Genomic DNA, 16720 nt, shown 5'->3' with positions numbered 1-16720 from the left:
TGGGGGATGGCCCCGAGCTGCGGTTAGGGGCATTAGGGGAATTTGCGCTAGGGCCCATTTGTAGGGGAGATTGTCGATGCCGATTCTGGTACCAACGGTCCGGTGAAATGCACAGCGCATCGAGGATCGACATCATGTCGTACGCCCTGGGAGTAGACATCGGTGAAAGCTTCACCTCCGCCGCCGTGTGCCGCCGCGACGGCGCCTGGGGCGAGCCCGAGACCGTCCGGCTGGGCGCCCGCTCGCCGGCCGCCGCCTCGCTGATCGAGCTCACGCCGGCCGGCGCTCTGCTCACCGGCGACGGCGTGCGGGCCGATGAGGCCGCCGGCTCCGGGCGCGTCCTGCGCGGCTTCATGCGGCGCATCGGCGACGACGTGCCGCTGGTCGTCGGCGACGAGGGCCGCTCGTACCGGCCGCAGGACCTGCTCGCGGCCCTGGTCCGGCTGGTCGTCGATCGGCTGCGCGAGCAGGAGGGCGAGCGGTGCGCCCAGGTGGCGCTCACCCACCCGACCGGCTGGGGGCCGTACCGCCTCGGCCGTCTCGACGAGGCGCTGCGCGAGGTCGGGCTCGACGACGTGATCCTGCTGCCCGGTCCCGCCGCGGCCGCCGAAGCCGCCGGCACCCGCCGTGGCCCCGCGCTGCTGGCCGGCTACGACCTGGGCGGCAGCAGCTGCACGACGTTTCTGGTGCGGCGCCCGCCGCGCGGACCGGCCGGTGTGCTCGTCCACGAGGAGCACGCGGTCGGCGGCGCCGACCTCGACGACGCGCTGGTCGCCCACGTCCGCGCGGCGATCGGCCGAGCGGTCGCCGAGGCGCCGCCGGACGCCGACTCCGGCCCGGTCGCCGTGCTGCTGCGCCGGGACTGCACCGAGGCCCGCGAGCGGCTCTCCGACGCGGGCGAGGCGGAGGTGCCCCTGCCGTGGTGGGCCCAGGAGGCCGGCCCCGCCCTGCACGTCACCCGCACCGAGCTGGAGGCGATGGCCCGGCCGCTGCTGCGCGGCACGGTCGAGAGCCTCGCCCATTTGGTCAGGCAGGGCGGCCACGACCCGGAGGAGGTCGCCGGCGTCCTGCTCGTCGGCGGCGCGGCCCGCACCCCGCTCGTCACCGACCTCATCGCCGGGCGCCTGGCGCTGCCGATCCTGCCCGACGACGATCCCCAGTCGGCCCCCGCCCGCGGCGCCGCCCTGGTGGCCCGCGCCGCCTGCGGAGGGGCGGCGTGAACCGGACGCCCGCGGTGGCGCGCCGCCTGGTGCTGTCCGCGCCCGCCCGGCGCCTGGTCGAGGCCGTCGTCGAGGCGGCCGCGGCCGGACCCGAAGAGGTGGCCTGCGCCCAGGTACGCGCGGTCGGCGGCCACGGCAAGACGGCGCTCCTGCGCGAGCTGAGCGACGCCCTCGGCGCGGCCGGCGTGCCTGTGCGCACGCCCTGGCAGGGCGGCCCCGAGCCGGACGCCGACGCGGTGCTGCTCGTCGACGACGCCCACCTGCTCGACCCGGCGCGGCTGGCCGCGCTGCTCGAGCGGGTGCGCCGCGGGCGGCCCCGGCTCGTGCTGGCCTACCGGCCATGGCCCCGCCCCGCCGCCCTGCTCGAGCTGGCCCGGGCGCTGCCCCGGCCGGTGCCGCCGCTCACGCTGACCCCGTTCGGCCCCGAACAGGTGCGCGCCTGCCTCGCCGCCGCGTGGGAGGCGACCCCGGCCCCGGAGGTGGCCGCGTTCGTGGCCGCGCAGACCGGGGGCGTGCCAGCGTACGTCACCCGGCTCGGCGCGGCCCTCGCCCGGGCCGGCGGTGCACGGCTGGAGGTGCCGGCGGCGGCGGTCGCGGCGTTCACCGCGGAGCTCGACGAGCTCGATCCGGACGTGCGCCGAGTGCTGCTGGCCGCCGACGCCGGTCTCGGCTTGGAGATCGACCTGCTGGCCGGGCTGGTGGACGGAGAAGCCGAGGAGGCGCTCGCGGCGACCCGCGCGACCGGGCTGGTCGGAAGGGACGGGCAGCTGGTGCCGATCGCCCGGCTGGCGCTGGCCGCGCTCACCCCGGCCGCCGAGCGGGTCACCGTGTGGCGGCGGCTGACCGAGCTGCAGCTGGACCGGCGTGGGCCGGTGCTGCCGCTGGTCCGCTCGCTGCTCGCCGCCCGCGCGGGCGACCTGGACCGCTCCGGCGGGGCCGGGATGGCCGCGGCCCTGCACACCGCGGCCGAGGAGGCGTTCGACGGCGAGCCGGCGCTGGCCGCCGAGCTGTTCGCCGCGGCGGCGGCCGCGGGCCGCCCCGCGCCGGTCAGGCAGGCCCAGGCAGCGGCGCTGGCCGGCGACCTCGACACCGCGCTGCGCCTGGCCGACCAAGTCATGGCGACTCCCGGCTCGCCCGAACGGGCCGAGGCGGCGCTGCTGGCCGCGACCGTCATCGCCCACCGCGGGCAGCTGGCCCGCTCCGCCGAGCTGTACCGCTGGTCCGACCACGGCCCCTCCCCCGCCTTCGCCGCGATCGGCCTGCTCGGCGTGGGCCAGCCCGCCGAGGCCGACGCCGCGCTGCGCCAATCGCCCGCTGATGGGCCGCCGACGCTGCTGGCCGGCGCCGCCGGGCTCATGGCGCGCGGGGTGCGGGCGTCCGTCTCCGGTCCGGCCACCGGCGCGCTGTCGGCGCTCGTGCAGGCAGCGGCGCTGCTCGAGTCGGCCGGGCCGGGGGTGGCCCTGCCGGACAGCCCGGCCGCCCTGGCCGCCCTCGTCGCCCTGCACTGCGGCGAGTTGGACATCGGCGAGTCGGTGCTGGCCCGGGCGGCCGCCGCCGGCGTCGGCGGCGCGCTGTTGGCCCGCCGCCACGTGCTGCTACGCGCATGGCTGGACCTGGTGCGCGGCGACCTGGCCGGCGCCCAGGCGCGGCTGGCCGCGGCGAGCGCCGGGCCGGACCGCCCGGAGGCGCGCGACCTGGTCTTCGCCGCCGCCCTCGGCATCGGCCTGGCCCGCCGCCGCAGCGACCTCGCCGCGCTGCACCGCGCCTGGCCCATCGCCTGCGAGGCGCTGGTCCGCCACCCCATCGACCTGTTCACGCTGCTTCCGCTCGGCGAGTTCGCGATCGCCGCGGCCCGCCTGGGCCAGCAGCGCTGGCTCACCACGCACCTGCGCGACGCCGACCAGCTGCTGGCCGCGCTCGGCGAGCCGCCGCTGTGGGCGGTGCCGCTGCACTGGAGCGCGCTGCACGCCGCGGTCATCGCCGAGCAGCCCGCGCTGGCCGCCCGCCAGGTCACCGCGCTCACCGCGCACGCCGGTCACACCGCCTACGCCGCGGCGGCCGCGGCGGCCGCGGCGAGCTGGCTGGAGGTGCTCAACGGCCGGGTCAGCCCGGCCGCGGTCGAGTCGGCGGCGCGCGGCCTGCACGAGGTGGGCTTCCGCTGGGACGCGGCCCGCCTCGCCGGCCAGGCCGCGATCCGCACCACCGACCGGCGCGCGATGACCGCCCTGCTGGAGTGCGCCCGCGCCCTGCAGGGCCGCTCACCCGGCCGCCCGGCCGAGGCCGCGGCCCGGGCCGCCGAGGCGGTACTCAGCGACCGCGAGCGGGAGGTGGCGCGCCTGGTGCTCGACGGGCTCACGTACCGCGAGATCGGCGACCGCCTGTTCATCGCTGCGAAGACGGTCGAGCACCACATGGCCCGCATGCGCCAGCGCCTCGGCTGCGCGACCCGGGCCGACCTGCTCGCAAGGCTGCGCGTGCTCACCGCCGATGAGGAGTCGCCGTGATGATCTCGCTGCGGCGGTACACCCCGCTGCTGCTGCTGCTCGCCCTCTGGTCGTTCGGCGCGTACCACGGCGGACACACCGCGCTGTCGGCGATCCGCGACCGGGCGGCCACGGTCGACCTGGCCGAACCGGCCCAACCGGTCGTCGCCGCGCTGCAGGAGGAGCGGCGGCTCACCGCAGTTGCCCTCGCCGGCACCGACGTGCGCGACCGGCTCTCCGGGCTACGCCGGCACACCGACGAGCTGGCCGCCGGGCTGCGCCGCTCCGCCGGCCGGCTGCGGGTCACGTGGAGCCGCCCGGCCGCCGCGGGCGATGCGGACCGGCTGCTGGAGCGGGTCGCCGCCCTTCCCGCGGTGCGCGCCGGCGCCGACGCCGGCTCGCTGGACCGGGACCGCGCCGCGGCCGCCTACGACGCCGCCGTCGACGCCGGCCTGGACCTCGGCGCGGCGGTGCTGCCCCGCGCAGCGGCCGACCGGGCCCGCGCCGAGGAGCTGCTGGCCCGCGAGGACGCCCTCGTGTCGGCCGCGCCGCGGCCAGGCGACGCCGATCGGGCGAAACTGGCCCGGTTCGTCGGCGCCCGGCGGATGCTGAGCGCCGGCGACGCGCCGCCGGCCGCGCTGGTCGCCGCCGAGGATGCCCTGCTGCGCGGCGAAGGGACGGTTGACGCCGCGGGTTGGCGGGCGGCCGCCGACCCCGCACTGTCCGCGGACCTCGCGGCGGTGGCGGCGGCGGTACGCCATGAGGCCGACGCTGCCGCCGGGCCCGGCGCCTGGTCCGTCGCCCTGGCCGGGCTCTACACCGGCCTGGGGCTGGTCGCGGTGCTGGCCACGCACCGGCTCCGGCGGTACACGGCGCCCCCGGCCGCCGCGGACGCCGATGCGGCCGTGCTGGTGCAGCTCGCGCAGCGCAGCCAGGCGCTGTTGCACCGCCAACTGGCCCTGCTGGACGACCTGCAGCGGCGCGACCGCGACGCCGACGACCTGGCCGCACTGTTTCGCGCCGACCACCTCGCGACCCAGCTGCGCCGCTACGCCGAACGGGCGATCCTGCTCGCCGGCGCCGAGCCCGGCCGCCGCTGGCGCCGCCCGGTCCCGATCGTCGACGTGGCCCGCGCCGCCGCCGCGTCGGTCGAGCGGCACGCCGCGGTGATGGTCGCCACCGTCGACGCCGCCGCCCTCGCCGGGCCGGCCGTCGGCGCCGTCACCCACCTGCTGACCGAGCTCATCGATAACGCCACCCGCGCCGTGACCGGCGATGCCACCGTGTGGGTGACCGGGGAGCTGGGCCTCACGACGTACACCATCCTGGTGCAGGACCGCGGCCCCGGCCTGGGCGTGGCGGAGCTGGCCGCGGCGCATGACGCCCTCGCCCGGCCCTACCGCCCGCCCGCCGCCGGCGACGCTCCCCGCACCGGCCTGCGCCTGACCGGCCGCCTGGCCCGCGAGCACGACATCGAGGTCGACCTCAGTGCGGCGCCCCGCGGTGGCATCGTGGCCCGGGCACGGCTCCCTCTCACGCTGATCGTCCCAACCGATGCCGGCACCTTGGAGATCCCCATGCAGTGCGACGACGCGGAGTGCGAGCCGGAAAGGACCGCACCATGACGCGCGACCTGGCCGACGAGGTCTGGTACGACGAGGACGCCGGTCGCGTGGTCCGGCTGTTCGCCCTGACCCGCGGCCGCGTCGCCAGCGGCGCCGGACCCCTCGACCCGGCCGCGGTGCTGACCGCTGGGCCGGCGCCCACCGGCCTGGAGGAGCTGACCCCGGAGCAATCAGAGATCCTGCGGCTGTGCGCGCGGCCAGTGTCGCTCGCCGAGGTCGCCGCCGGGCTCGGGCTGCCACTGCACTCCGCGCGGGTGCTGGTATCCGACCTGCACCGCGCTGGGCTACTCGCTGCCGGGCCGGCCCGGACCGGCGAGGCGCCGTCGAAGGGGCTGCTGGACAAGGTCCTCACCGGGCTGCGTGCGCTGTGAAAGCCCTGCACCGCTACGGGCTCTCCGGCCGACTGCTCGCCGCCGCGGCGGTCACCGTGCTCGGCACCGGCGCGCTGGTCGAGGCGTTCCTGTGGCCGTCCTCCGCGCCGACGTCCGCGGCCCGGCCGCCGGGCACCGCCGCTGCCCCGTCGCCGGCCGGGCGCCCGGACGCGGTCGCACAGCAGATCGGGTCGGCGCCCGCGCCGCCGCCGTCGGGCGCGCCGCCGCGCCCTGCCGGGTCCGCCCAGTCCAGGACCGCTGCGGTACCCCTGACCGCTCGCTTCGCCCGCGGCTCCGACGGCGGCCTGGCGGGCTACCCGGCCACGGTCACCGTCGCCAACCAGGGCGCGGCCACTGTGAGCGGCTGGACCGTCACGCTGACGCTGCCGCGCGTCACCCTGGGCATCTCCGACGTCGAAGGCGCGACGGTGACGCGCGACGGCGCCGCGTGGACGTTCATCCCGACGGCGGCCACCGTCAAGGTCGGCCCGGCCGGCTCGGTCACGGTGTCGTTCCGGGTCAGCGGCGCGGCCCTGCTCGACGCCGATCCGACCGCGTGCCGCATCGACGCCAGCCCCTGCCAGGGCGTGGGCTGAAACCGGCCGTCGCCACGGGCTGCGGCCAGACCACCGCCAGCGGGAATCCCAGCCAGGCGTGCCGACGCTGGTAACAATCCAACCACGATGGTCCGCGGGCCGGTCACTGATCGGGGTCGCCGTCCGCGGCCGTGACTGGTATGTCGACGGTGAGACGGGTGCCGGCGCCGTGTGGGCTGCGCAGGGTGATACGGCCGCCGAGTGCTTCGGCGCGGTCTTTGAGGCCGATGAGGCCGGTGCCGTGGGTGAAGTCGGCGCCGCCGATGCCGTTGTCGTGGACTGTGACGTGCAGGGCGGGGTCGGTGGTGACGGTGATGGTGACGGTTGAGGCGTGGGCGTGTTTCGCGGCGTTGGTGAGTGCTTCGGCGACGATGTAATAGGCGCTGACTTCGATTGGTTCTGGTAGCCGTCCCCCCGTGTGGAGGTTGAGCTCGACGGGGATCGGGGAGCGGCGGGCGAGTGTGCGCAGGGCCGGGCCGAGTCCCCCGTCGGTGAGGATCGAGGGGTGGATGCCGTGCGCGGTTTCGCGGAGCTCGGCGGCGGCTGCGGTGGCTGTGGCGACGGCTTGTTCGAGTTGTCGGGCGACCGTGTGCAGGTCGGATGGGAGCGTTGCCTGGGTTGCGCGCAGTTGCAGGGCGAGCGCGACGAGGCATTGTTGGGCGCCGTCGTGCAGGTCGCGTTCGATGCGTCGGCGGGTCTGGTCCGCGGTGGCGACGATGCGGGCGCGGGAGGTGGTGAGTTCGGTGCGGCTCTCGGCGTTGGCGATCGCGGTGGCCACGAGCTCGGTGAAGTCAGCCAAACGCTGTTCGGTGTCCTGGGGCAGCCGCTGCTGCCGGGTTCCGACGCCGATGGCGCCCCAGAGCGCGCGCTCGACCGCGATCGGGCTGGCGACCGCGCACCGGCCCGGGAGGGGAAGCTCCCGCCAGTTGGGCGGGCCCGCGTCGCGGCGGGCCGCCTGGCCGGTGGCCTGGACCTTTGCCATTACCGAGCCGGCGTCGAGTTTCGCACGTGGAGCTAATGGTGGGTCTCGGGGCGGGTAGCCGCCCATGACGGTCGCCTCGCCGTCCGGCTCGAACCGAACGATTGCCGTGCTGTCGGCGCCGAAGAGGGCGGCGACCTCCTCGGCCACCGCGGTGAAGACGGGGCCGGGGCCGACGCTTTGGGCGACGAGGGTAGCGACGCGCCGGAGGGCGGCTTGTTCGTTGGCGATGCGGCGGTGTTCGGCGTAGAGGTGGGCGTTGTCGAGGGAGACGGCGAGTTGGGCGGCGATGAGCTCGACGGCGTCGAGTCGTTCCGTGGTGAAGGCGCCGCGGATGAGGCGGTTCTCCAGCAGGAGCACGGCGCGGAGGGTGCCGCGGCTGACGATCGGCACGGCGAGCAGGGAGCAGCAGGTGACGTCCATGAAGTAGGGGTCGCGGGAGAAGCGGTCGTCGCAGGTGGCGTCGTCGACGACGAGCGGGGCGTGTATCCGCTGGGCGTATCGCAGGACGGACAGTGGCACGAGTTGTTCGTGGCCGGTGCCGGTGACGGGGACGACGCCACCGGGTGCGGGTAGGAGCCATTCGTGTTGGTCGTCACTGTGCATCAGGAGAGATACGCCGGTGGCGCCGGCCAACGCGCTGAGGACGCTGACCAGGCGGGTGTGGAGTCCGTCGATACTGGTTTCGGAGCTGAGTGCCTGGGAGGCGGAGAGGATGCCGAGCAGGTCGATCGTTCCGGTCGTGACGGTGGAGCGGCGGCGGGACAGGTCGGCCGCCGGGCCGGCGTTCGGACCGGGTTGGAGCCGCAGTCCCGGGTATGCCCAGTCCAGTTGGTTGACTTTCGCGGTGGCGCCCCATTCGAGGTATTCGTGGCGGGCTTCAACGAGCAGGCCGTAGCCGGCGCGTTCGACGCCGTGGTCGAGGAGGAACCGGGCCGCGCGTTCGGAGATCAAGGCCCGGTGCCATGGGCGCTGCTGCTCGGCCACGTCGCGCAGCGCGGCGTCAAGGGCGAGGACGGCGGCGCGAAAGTCACCGACCGCCCAGGCCCGCTCGCCCTCGAGCAGCCGCAGCAGGTGCTGAAAGTTGGCGGGCGCTTCCCCGGCACGGGCGGCCATCCAGCGCACCTCCTCATCCAGTTCACGCAGCGGACCGTCCCGCTCTCCCCCGGCGGCGGCGCGGACCTGCCCGGCGAGCGCCAGCCCGTGCAGCAGGTGGACCAAGGCCGCGGTGTAGACACCGGGGGAGGCCGGCAGCAGCGGCGTCGCCGCTGTGGCGTGCCGGGTCAGGCCGGCCGGGTCACCGAAGATGGCGGCGGCGAGCGCGCGGGTCGCATGCGCGTGGAGCTCGGCCAGCGGGTTGTCGGCGTACCTTTCCGCCGGGAGCGCCCCGCCGGCCGTGCCGGAGCGGTCGCCGCGCAGGACGCCGGCCAGCCACCGGTAGCTGTCGAGCGTCTCGCCGATGTGCGCGCCGCCCGTCTGCTGCGCAAAGGCCAGCCCGGCCTTCACCTCGGCCAGGCAGGCGTCCAGCGGTGCGCAGTCCAGCAGGGCCCCGCTGATCACGAAGTACGTGTGCAGGGCGTTGGTCAGCTCGCCCCCGACGATCAGCCCCTCCCGGGCCCGCCGAGCCTCCTCGACACTGCGTTCGACCGGTTCGGACCAGCAGCACACCAGCGAGGACAGGAAGCGCACCTGTGAGGTCTCGGGCTCATAGCCGCGCGCCTCACCCACGGCCAGGACCCGCCGCATCGCCCGCCACCCGGCGGCGTAGTCGCCGTAGGTCGCCATGGCGGTGAAGGCAGTGTGACTGGCCGGGCCGAGCAGGGGACGAGCGGGACCGTGCTCGAGCCAGATCCGCAGCGACTCCAGGCTCAACCAGTCGAACGTGGCCTGGTCGGCGGCGAAGTAGACCGCCGCCAGGATCGCGCCGATCAGACGGGCCGCGGCGAGCAGCGTCGGGTCGGTCAGGTCCGGCCGAGCCAGCTCATCGGTGCCTTCGGTGTGATCGAGCCACCGGTACAGAAAGCTGATCTGGTGGTCGAGGTCCGCGGCGAGGCGATCCGCGGCCGGAACGGCGAGGCCGAGCTCACGCAGCGATTCCAGGCCGAGCCCGATCGCCTCCGGGCAGCGGTTGCGGTGCGTCAGGCTGCGCGCCTGCACCACCGTCGCGTCCACACGACCCAGGGCCGTGGGACACAGCCCCTCGATCATGCGGTACTCCTCATCCGCCTCCTCCAGGCGCCCCACGCTGTACAGGGCGCGGTGGCGTGCGGTGCGGACCTCGACGAGCATGGTGGCGTCGCCGGGATCGATGAGCGGCACCGCGGCGGCCAGCAGCGCGTTGACCAGGACGTAGTCACCGATCAGGGCCGCCTGGCCGGCCGCTCGCCGCAGCAGTCCCACCACCCGCCGGCGCTCCGCGGCATCCTCGACGGCGTCGATCACCGGCAGATACTGCTCCGCCGCCGCCGCGAACAACTCCGGCACGCACGCCAGCCGCCGTGCCATGTCCAACTGCAACACGGCTCGCCGCCGCGGCGCCAGCCCGCCCAGGACCCCGTCACGGATCCGGTCGTGACGAAACCGCACGGCCTGATGCGCACCGGGCACCATCACCAGCAGACCCTCGTCGAGCGCCGGCGCCAGCCGCTGTTCCAGCACGTCCGCGGGTACGCCGGTGGCGGCCTGCAACAGGCTCAGCTCGCCCTGCCCGCCAAGACACGCCATCGCCTCCACCACACGCCGCGACCGCCCAGGCACCGCCACGACACCCGCCGCCGGCAACCCGGCCACCTCCGACCGGTCCAACTGAGCCCGCACGGATGGCGAATCCCATCGCCACCCGGCAGCGGTCGCGGCCAGCGCACCGTCGCGCCGCAGCGAATTGAGCAGCTCCACCGTCTCGTACGGATTGCCGGACACATGCGGTTCAACCAGCTCCACCAGGCCGGCCGCCTCGGCCCGCGGCACGCGGAGCATCTCCGCGACGACGGCGACCGTGTCGGGTACCGGCAGGTTGACCAGCCGCAGGTGCCGCACTCCGGCCTGTTCCCGCCACCGCGTCAGCGGCGCTGCCAGCGGATGGGCCGCGTCCACGTCGCCTTCCCGATACGCGACCACCAGCAACAGGCCCTCGACCGGCTCCTCGCTCAGCATGAGATCGACCATGCCCAGCGGCGTGCGCCCCGCCCACTGCAGGTCGTCGACGAACACCACCATCGGCCGCTTCCGCGAGGCAACCGCCCGCAAAGCCTCCACCGACGTGCGCTGCACCCGCGCCTGCGCGGTGAGCGGATCACCCGGATCGGGCGGCACCCCCAGCAGTGCCGCGAACTCGGGTACCACCGCGGCCAACTGGCCGGCGTACGGCCCGATCGCCCGCAGAATCCGCTCGCGGACCTCGGCCAGCTCGTCCTCCGGTTCGGCCAGCAACAGCTGACCCAACCCGCGAAACGCCTGATGCAACGCGTCGAACTCCAGATCGCGCCGATACTGGTCGAACTTGCCCGTCACGAACCAGCCGTCGCCGCCGGTCACGACTGGGCGCAGTTCATCGACCAGGGCCGTCTTGCCGACCCCCGGCACCCCGCTAACCAGCACCCCGCGGCACCGGCCGGCCAGCGCCTCCTCGAATGCCGCCGCCAGCGCCGCCACCTCCGCATCGCGTCCCACCAGCCGCGACGGCGGCACCAGCCGGAGCGGGACATCACGCTCGCCGACCCGCAGCCCGGCCGCCGCCGGGCCGGTGTCACGCAACCGCTCCAGGTCGTACATCAGGCCATCGGCCGTCTGATACCGGTTGTCCGGCTCCTTCTCCAGCAGGTGCATGACGATCTCGGACAACGGCGCCGGCAGGGCCGGGTTCACCCGAGCCGGCGGCACCGGTACCCGCGCGAGATGATCGTGTGTCAGCCGCAGCGGGTCCCCGGAGCCGAACGGTGGCTCACCCGTCGCCAGCTCGTACAACGTCGCACCCAACGCGTAGAGGTCGGCCCGCTGATCCACCGGCCAGCCGGTCCGCCCGGTCTGCTCCGGCGCCAGGTACGCCAGCGTCCCCACGATCTCACTGTGGTGGGTGAACTCCGGGCGGATCTGCGCCGATGACGAGGCCAGGGCGAAGTCGACCAGGCACGGCGCGCCGTCCCGGCAGATCAGGATGTTCGCCGGGGTGATGTCGCCGTGCAGCACGCCCTGACGGTGCATCCCCGCCACCGCGCGGGCCAGTCCCGCCGCAAGCGCGATCAGATCGGCAACGGCAAGGGGCTTCGCCAACGCATTCAGACTCGTGCCGCCAACATCGGTCATGATGACCGACCCCGGACACCGCGGCGCATCCGCCAGCTGTACGACGCCCCAGACACCGCGTAGGCGCTCGAGGATCGCCACCTCATGCTGCACCCGCCGGGACGCCTCCGGTCCCAGCGGCTCTTTGCGGATGACCACGCGCGCGCCAACCGACACCCGGCTGACCCGCGTGCGCTCACTCTCGTGGAGTCCGCGGTCCGGTGGAACCCGGCCCGGCAGCGCCTCGCCTACTCCCATCCGACACCTCCGCGGACGGTCGTACCCCCACCTCTACCGTACTGACGCCCATTTCCGGGTGAGGGCGCCACCAGGCCACCGTCCCTGGACCGGCCGGCTTTCTGGCGGACGCCCGCGTTGCGTCATACGGCGGGCCTCACAGCCCACCGGCGAACGGACATCCAGGGATACCCCGATCGGCGGCCCTGATTCCGTCCGGGGTGCGCAAGGACGCCCACATGTCGTGCCGCCGAATCATGTGACATGGACGGATAACTATCCGGTGGCGTCGCTGACTAGCGTCCGGCCATGAGACACCTCGCCAGAGCCGTCGTGGCCGCCGCCGCGCTGCTGCTCGTCACGCTAGCCGCCGCGCCGCCCGCGGCCGCGGCCGGAAACCCGTACACCGCCGCCCCGGTGCCCGGGTCGCTCGGACGGTACAACGTTTCCGGCGTCTATGTCGCCGGAGTCTCGGCCGGCGGGTACATGGCCACGCAGCTGCAGGTCGCGTACTCCAGCCGGATCGCGGGCACCGCCGTCTTCGCCGCCGGACCCTACTACTGCGCGCAGAACAACGTCGCCCAGGCCCTCAACGGGTGCGGGAACAACATCTCGCCGACGTACCTGAGCAACCTCGAGTACTACACCCGCCTCTGGGCCTCGTACGGCTGGATCGACCCGGTGCGCAACCTGTCGGGCAAGCCCGTCTACGTCTACCACGGCGGCAGCGACACCAGCGTCAGGAAGTCCGTCACCGACGACCTCGCCGGCTACTTCCGCGATTTCGGGGCGTCGGTGCAGTACAACAGCGGATCGGCCGCCGGGCACAGTTGGGTCACGCCGTACGGGACCGTCGCGTGTTCGGCAACGGCGTCGCCGTACCTCGACGACTGCGGTACCGACCCGCAGCGCGAGCTGCTCACCAAGCTGCTGGGCGGGGTCGCGGGCCCCAACCCCGGGCCGCTCGGTGGGCGGCTGGTGAAGTTCGGCCAGAGCGCGTACGCCGTCAACGGCAACGCGCCCGGGCTGAGCATGGACGCGTCCGGGTTCGCGTACGTCCCGGCCGCCTGCACCGCCGGCCAGACGTGCCGCCTGCTGGTGGCCCTGCACGGCTGCGTCCAGGGCTACGGCGCGGTCGGCACGTCCTTTGTGGACCGGGCGAACCTCGACCAATACGCCGACACAAACAACATCATCGTGTTGTACCCGCAAGCCGCCGCCTCCGCCGTGAACCCCAACGGATGCTGGGACTGGTGGGGGTACCTGGGCGCCACGAACTACCCGATCAAGGGCGGGGCCCAGCTCGAGACCATCATGAACATGGTGCGCCAACTGGGCGGCTGAGCCCGGCGTCCGAACTACCGGAAGCGCTGTACCGCCGCCCGGAGCTGGGGCGACGTGGTAGCCGACGCGGCCTGGGCCCCGGACTCGAACTGCACCACGGTGTCGAGGTCCGCGTCGGCGGCCAGCACGCGGGCGTCCGGGTCGGCGGCGAGCGACGTCGGGGCGTCGGCCAGGCCGGCCGCAATGGCCGGGCTCAGCGCGTTGCGGCGGTCGGGGTCGTCGAGGGTCAGCACCCGCACGCCGTCGGCGCCGGTCTCCGGTTCGGCGGCCGCACATCGAGCATATGTGCGGTCCTACGCGGCTTTCCGGTGACGGTCGAGCGGACGCGGGGCCGGGGCCACCGGGCCGAGGTGGTTCGTCTTCTTCGGGACCGGCAAGCCCGCGTACGGCGTCGCGAGCGGCTGGTGGAGCTCCGTGAACCCGCCGTCCGGCAGGCGCCGGATGATGCCCGTCTCCACGCCGTGGGCCAGCACCTGCCGGTCGTGCTGCTGCAGTCCCAGGCAGATGCGGTGGGTGACCCGGTACGCCAGCGGTGGCAGGACCACCAGGCCGATCCGGCCGGCCCACGTCAGCGCGTTGGTGCTGATGTTGAACGTGAGGGCGATGGCGTCGGCGGCGCCGGCGGCGGTCAGCACGAGGTAGAAGGTGACGGCCATGGCGCCCAGCGCGGTGCGGCCGGGCGCGTCCCGCGGGCGGTCGAGCAGGTGATGCACCCGGTGGTCCCGGCGCACCCGGGCCTCGATGCGCGGGTACGCCATGGGCAGCGCCACGAGCAGGCCGGGCAGCACCACCGCCGCCCAGAAGATCGGCGGGACGGTGTACCCGGCGCCGATCGGGATGGTCAGTTCCCAGGGCGGCATGAGCCGGACCGCGCCGTCGAGGAACATCACGTACCAGGCCGGCTGCGACAGTGCCGATACGTCCGCCGCCCGCGCCGGCCCGAAGATCCACACCGGGTTGATCCCGAACAGGCCGCCGAGGAGCGCGACCACCGCGAAGACGAACACGAGCAGGCCGCCCTGCCGGATGGTGTACTGCGGGAAGAACCGCACACCGCCGCGCGCACCCCGCCACCGCGCCGGCCGCAGCCGCAGCCGCAGTCCGATGAGGACGGACAGCAGCACCACCAGCAGCGCGGGCAGCAGCAGCACGTGCAGCAGGTACAAGCGACCAATGATCACATCGCCCGGGAACTCGCCGCCGAAGATCGACGACGCCAGCCACGTGCCGACGACGGGGATCGACAGCAGGATGCCCTGCAGGATCTGCATCCCGGTGCCCGACATACCGTCGTCGAGCATCATGTAGCCCGTGTAGCTGGTGGCCACGCCGATCCAGAACACGAGCAGACCAGCGGTCCACTTCAGCCGCCGCGGCCGCCGGAACGCGCCGGTGAAGAAGACCCGCAGCAGGTATCCGATGCACGCCGCGATGAACAGCAGCGCGGCCCAGTGGTGCATCTGGCGCATCAGCAGGCCGCCGCGGACGTCGAACGAGATGTCCACTGTGGACGCATACGCCGCGGACATGTGCGTGCCCCGCAGCGGCGCGTACGACCCGTCGTACACCGCGTCCCTCGCCGACGGATCGAAGAACAGCGCCAGGACCACGCCGGTCACGGCGAGCGCGACGAAGGAGTACAACATGATCTCGCCCAGCAGAAACGACCAGTGATCGGGGAAGACCTTGTTGAGCAGGCCGCGCAGCGGTGTGGCCGCCCCCAGCCGCTGCTCCGTCACACTGCCGGCCCTGCCCGTTGCGCGCTTGCTCATGGCCACGCCCTCGTTCGCGAAGTTGCGCCGCGCGAGTTCGTCGCGCGACGTCCGTTCGCATATTGAGACGAGCTGGCACCGCCCGATGTGACGCCGCGACGGCGTGACCCGCACCACCACCACGGCCACCCGTGCGGGCCGTTGGGGAGGCGCTGTCCCGTTCCAGATGGCGAGGTACGTCTCGATCAGCTCCATGCCGGGAACGCTACGGAGAACCGGGCTGGCCGGAATCGGTACGACTCAGGTAGTCCGTGCTGCGATCATGTCGGCGCCACCCCGGGCGAGGCCGCAGCGGTCAGCGGCTCGATCAAACCCGCTCGACGGCCGGTGGCGGCGGTGTGCTCGGCGCGGCCATGACCGTGCGGGGAAGGGTCAGCCCGGCAGCACACGCGCACAGGGCCAGCGCCGCCGCGACCAGCACGGCGGGCGTGTATCCGTCGATGTACCGCGCCGCCGATCCGTACCCGCCGGTCTGCGCGAACACCGCCCCGCCGATCGCGACGCCGAAGGCGCCGCCCAGCTGGCGCATGGTGCTGAAGGCGCCCGACGCCTTGGCCAGGTCCGGCGGCGCGACCAGGCTAACCGCCGAGCGCGTGACCGCCGGAATGGCAACGCCGAGGCCGGCCCCGCTGAGCAGCAGCGGCATCACCGAGACGAGATAGGACACGTGCGGTACGGCCGTCAGCGCCAAACCGGCCGTGCCTACCGCGAACGCCGCCGCGCCCAGCGCGATCAGGTTCCGGGCGCCGATCCGGTCGGCCAGCGCCCCGACGGACGGTGCGAGCACCACCGGCAGTATTCCCCACGGCAGCAGCCGCAAGCCGGCGGCGAGCGGGCCGAGGCCCTGGCCGACCTGGAACAACTGCGCGGTGAAGAAGATCGCCGCGGTGGTCGTCGCACTCAGGAAGAACATCGCCGTGTTCCCGGCCGAGAACGACCGGGACCCGAACAGCCGCAGAGGCAGCATCGGTACCGGCGCCCGGCGTTCCCATGCGATGAAGGCCACCAGCGTGCCCGCGCCCAGTACAGCGGCACCGATCGTCTCGGCACTGCCCCAACCGGCGCTGTTGCCGCGGACCAGCGCCCAGACCAGGCCGGTGGCCGAGAGGCCGCCGAGCAGCAGGCCGGCCAGGTCGACGCGGATGGCGCCGCCGCGGCTCTCCGGCACTCGGAAGACCACCAGCGCTGCGGCGAGCAGGGCGATCGGCACGTTGATCCAGAAGATCCACGGCCAGGCCATGCCCTCGGTGACCGCCCCGCCGAGAACGGGACCGAGCACCACGGCGAGCGCGGTCACGCTGCCGTACACGCCGGTCGCCCAGCCCCGCCGGTCGGGCGGGAAGGCGGTGTTGAGCAGTGTCAGCGCCAGCGGCATGATCATTGCCGCGCCGGCGCCCTGCACCGTGCGCGCCAGCACCAGCGCGCCGACCGACGAAGCGAGGGCGCAGGCGGCCGAGGCGGCCGCGAACAGGACCAAGCCGGCGGCGAACATCCGGCGGCGGCCCAGCCGGTCGCCCAGCGCGGCGCCGGTCATCAGCAGCACGGCGAAACTGAGTGTGTAGGCGTTGACGGTCCATTCCAGGTCCTCGAGGGAAGCCCCGAGGTCGCGGCGGATCGACGGCAGCGCGGTGGCCACCACCAGCAGGTCCAGCACCACCATGAAGGAGGCGAGGGCGCTGAGCCCGAGCACCCACCGCTGCGTCGTCGTGATCGTTGTCTTGGTCATGCCCATCTTCGACACCGGAGCGCCCGCAAAATGGGCGGTCGGGGTGTCAGCTACCGGGGCCGGAGACCTCCGACGCCGTGGTGCAT

10 protein-coding genes are annotated in these 16720 nt (G+C 74.3%); 6 read left to right on the top strand and 4 right to left on the bottom strand.

Annotated features, from left to right (window positions below; all coding sequences use genetic code 11):
* Positions 1 to 134: 134 nt before the first annotated feature.
* Genes AB0B76_RS44250 through AB0B76_RS44230 form a run of 5 tightly spaced genes read left to right on the top strand, consistent with a single transcriptional unit; the run spans position 135 to position 6295 of the window.
* Complete coding sequence (locus AB0B76_RS44250; RefSeq protein WP_360387476.1) at positions 135 to 1220, top strand: Hsp70 family protein; 1086 nt, start codon at positions 135 to 137, stop codon at positions 1218 to 1220.
* Entirely contained in the window at positions 1217 to 3724 is a 2508-nt protein-coding gene (locus tag AB0B76_RS44245) for a helix-turn-helix transcriptional regulator (protein ID WP_360387473.1), read from the top strand. Before AB0B76_RS44250 ends, AB0B76_RS44245 begins: the two co-directional genes overlap by 4 nt.
* Complete coding sequence (locus AB0B76_RS44240) at positions 3724 to 5328, top strand: nitrate- and nitrite sensing domain-containing protein (protein WP_360387641.1); 1605 nt, start codon at positions 3724 to 3726, stop codon at positions 5326 to 5328. The genes AB0B76_RS44245 and AB0B76_RS44240 overlap by 1 nt, the downstream gene beginning before the upstream one ends.
* Positions 5325 to 5699 carry a DUF742 domain-containing protein gene (locus tag AB0B76_RS44235; RefSeq protein WP_360387470.1) on the top strand — a complete coding sequence of 125 codons (375 nt, stop codon included), beginning with the start codon at positions 5325 to 5327 and terminating at the stop codon, positions 5697 to 5699. Before AB0B76_RS44240 ends, AB0B76_RS44235 begins: the two co-directional genes overlap by 4 nt.
* On the top strand, positions 5696 to 6295 hold the full coding sequence (locus tag AB0B76_RS44230) for a cellulose binding domain-containing protein (protein ID WP_360387467.1): 600 nt from the start codon (positions 5696 to 5698) through the stop codon (positions 6293 to 6295). The genes AB0B76_RS44235 and AB0B76_RS44230 overlap by 4 nt, the downstream gene beginning before the upstream one ends.
* 103 nt (positions 6296 to 6398) lie before the next feature.
* Here AB0B76_RS44230 and AB0B76_RS44225 read toward each other — a convergent pair whose 3' ends face one another.
* The gene (locus AB0B76_RS44225; RefSeq protein ID WP_360387464.1) at positions 6399 to 11813 is read right to left on the bottom strand and encodes an AAA family ATPase; all 5415 of its coding nucleotides are present in this window, start codon (positions 11811 to 11813) and stop codon (positions 6399 to 6401) included.
* Positions 11814 to 12101: 288 nt separating this feature from the next.
* Between AB0B76_RS44225 and AB0B76_RS44220 the strand changes: the two genes are divergently transcribed.
* The gene (locus tag AB0B76_RS44220) at positions 12102 to 13136 is read left to right on the top strand and encodes a PHB depolymerase family esterase (RefSeq protein WP_360387462.1); all 1035 of its coding nucleotides are present in this window, start codon (positions 12102 to 12104) and stop codon (positions 13134 to 13136) included.
* A 14-nt stretch (positions 13137 to 13150) separates the two neighbouring features.
* Here the strand turns inward: AB0B76_RS44220 and AB0B76_RS44215 are convergent, their stop codons facing one another.
* The 3 genes from AB0B76_RS44215 to AB0B76_RS44205 form a co-directional block, all read right to left on the bottom strand.
* Complete coding sequence (locus AB0B76_RS44215; protein ID WP_360387460.1) at positions 13151 to 13369, bottom strand: hypothetical protein; 219 nt, start codon at positions 13367 to 13369, stop codon at positions 13151 to 13153.
* Positions 13370 to 13429: 60 nt separating this feature from the next.
* A complete protein-coding gene (locus tag AB0B76_RS44210) occupies positions 13430 to 14908 on the bottom strand; it encodes a cytochrome b N-terminal domain-containing protein (protein WP_360387639.1) in 1479 nt (492 codons plus the stop codon).
* Positions 14909 to 15215: 307 nt separating this feature from the next.
* Positions 15216 to 16634, bottom strand: coding sequence for a DHA2 family efflux MFS transporter permease subunit (locus AB0B76_RS44205; RefSeq protein WP_360387457.1), 1419 nt, complete (start codon positions 16632 to 16634; stop codon positions 15216 to 15218).
* Positions 16635 to 16720 lie beyond the last annotated feature (86 nt).

Source organism: Dactylosporangium sp. NPDC049140 (assembly GCF_040648435.1).
This window is presented reverse-complemented; position numbering and strand designations above follow the sequence as displayed.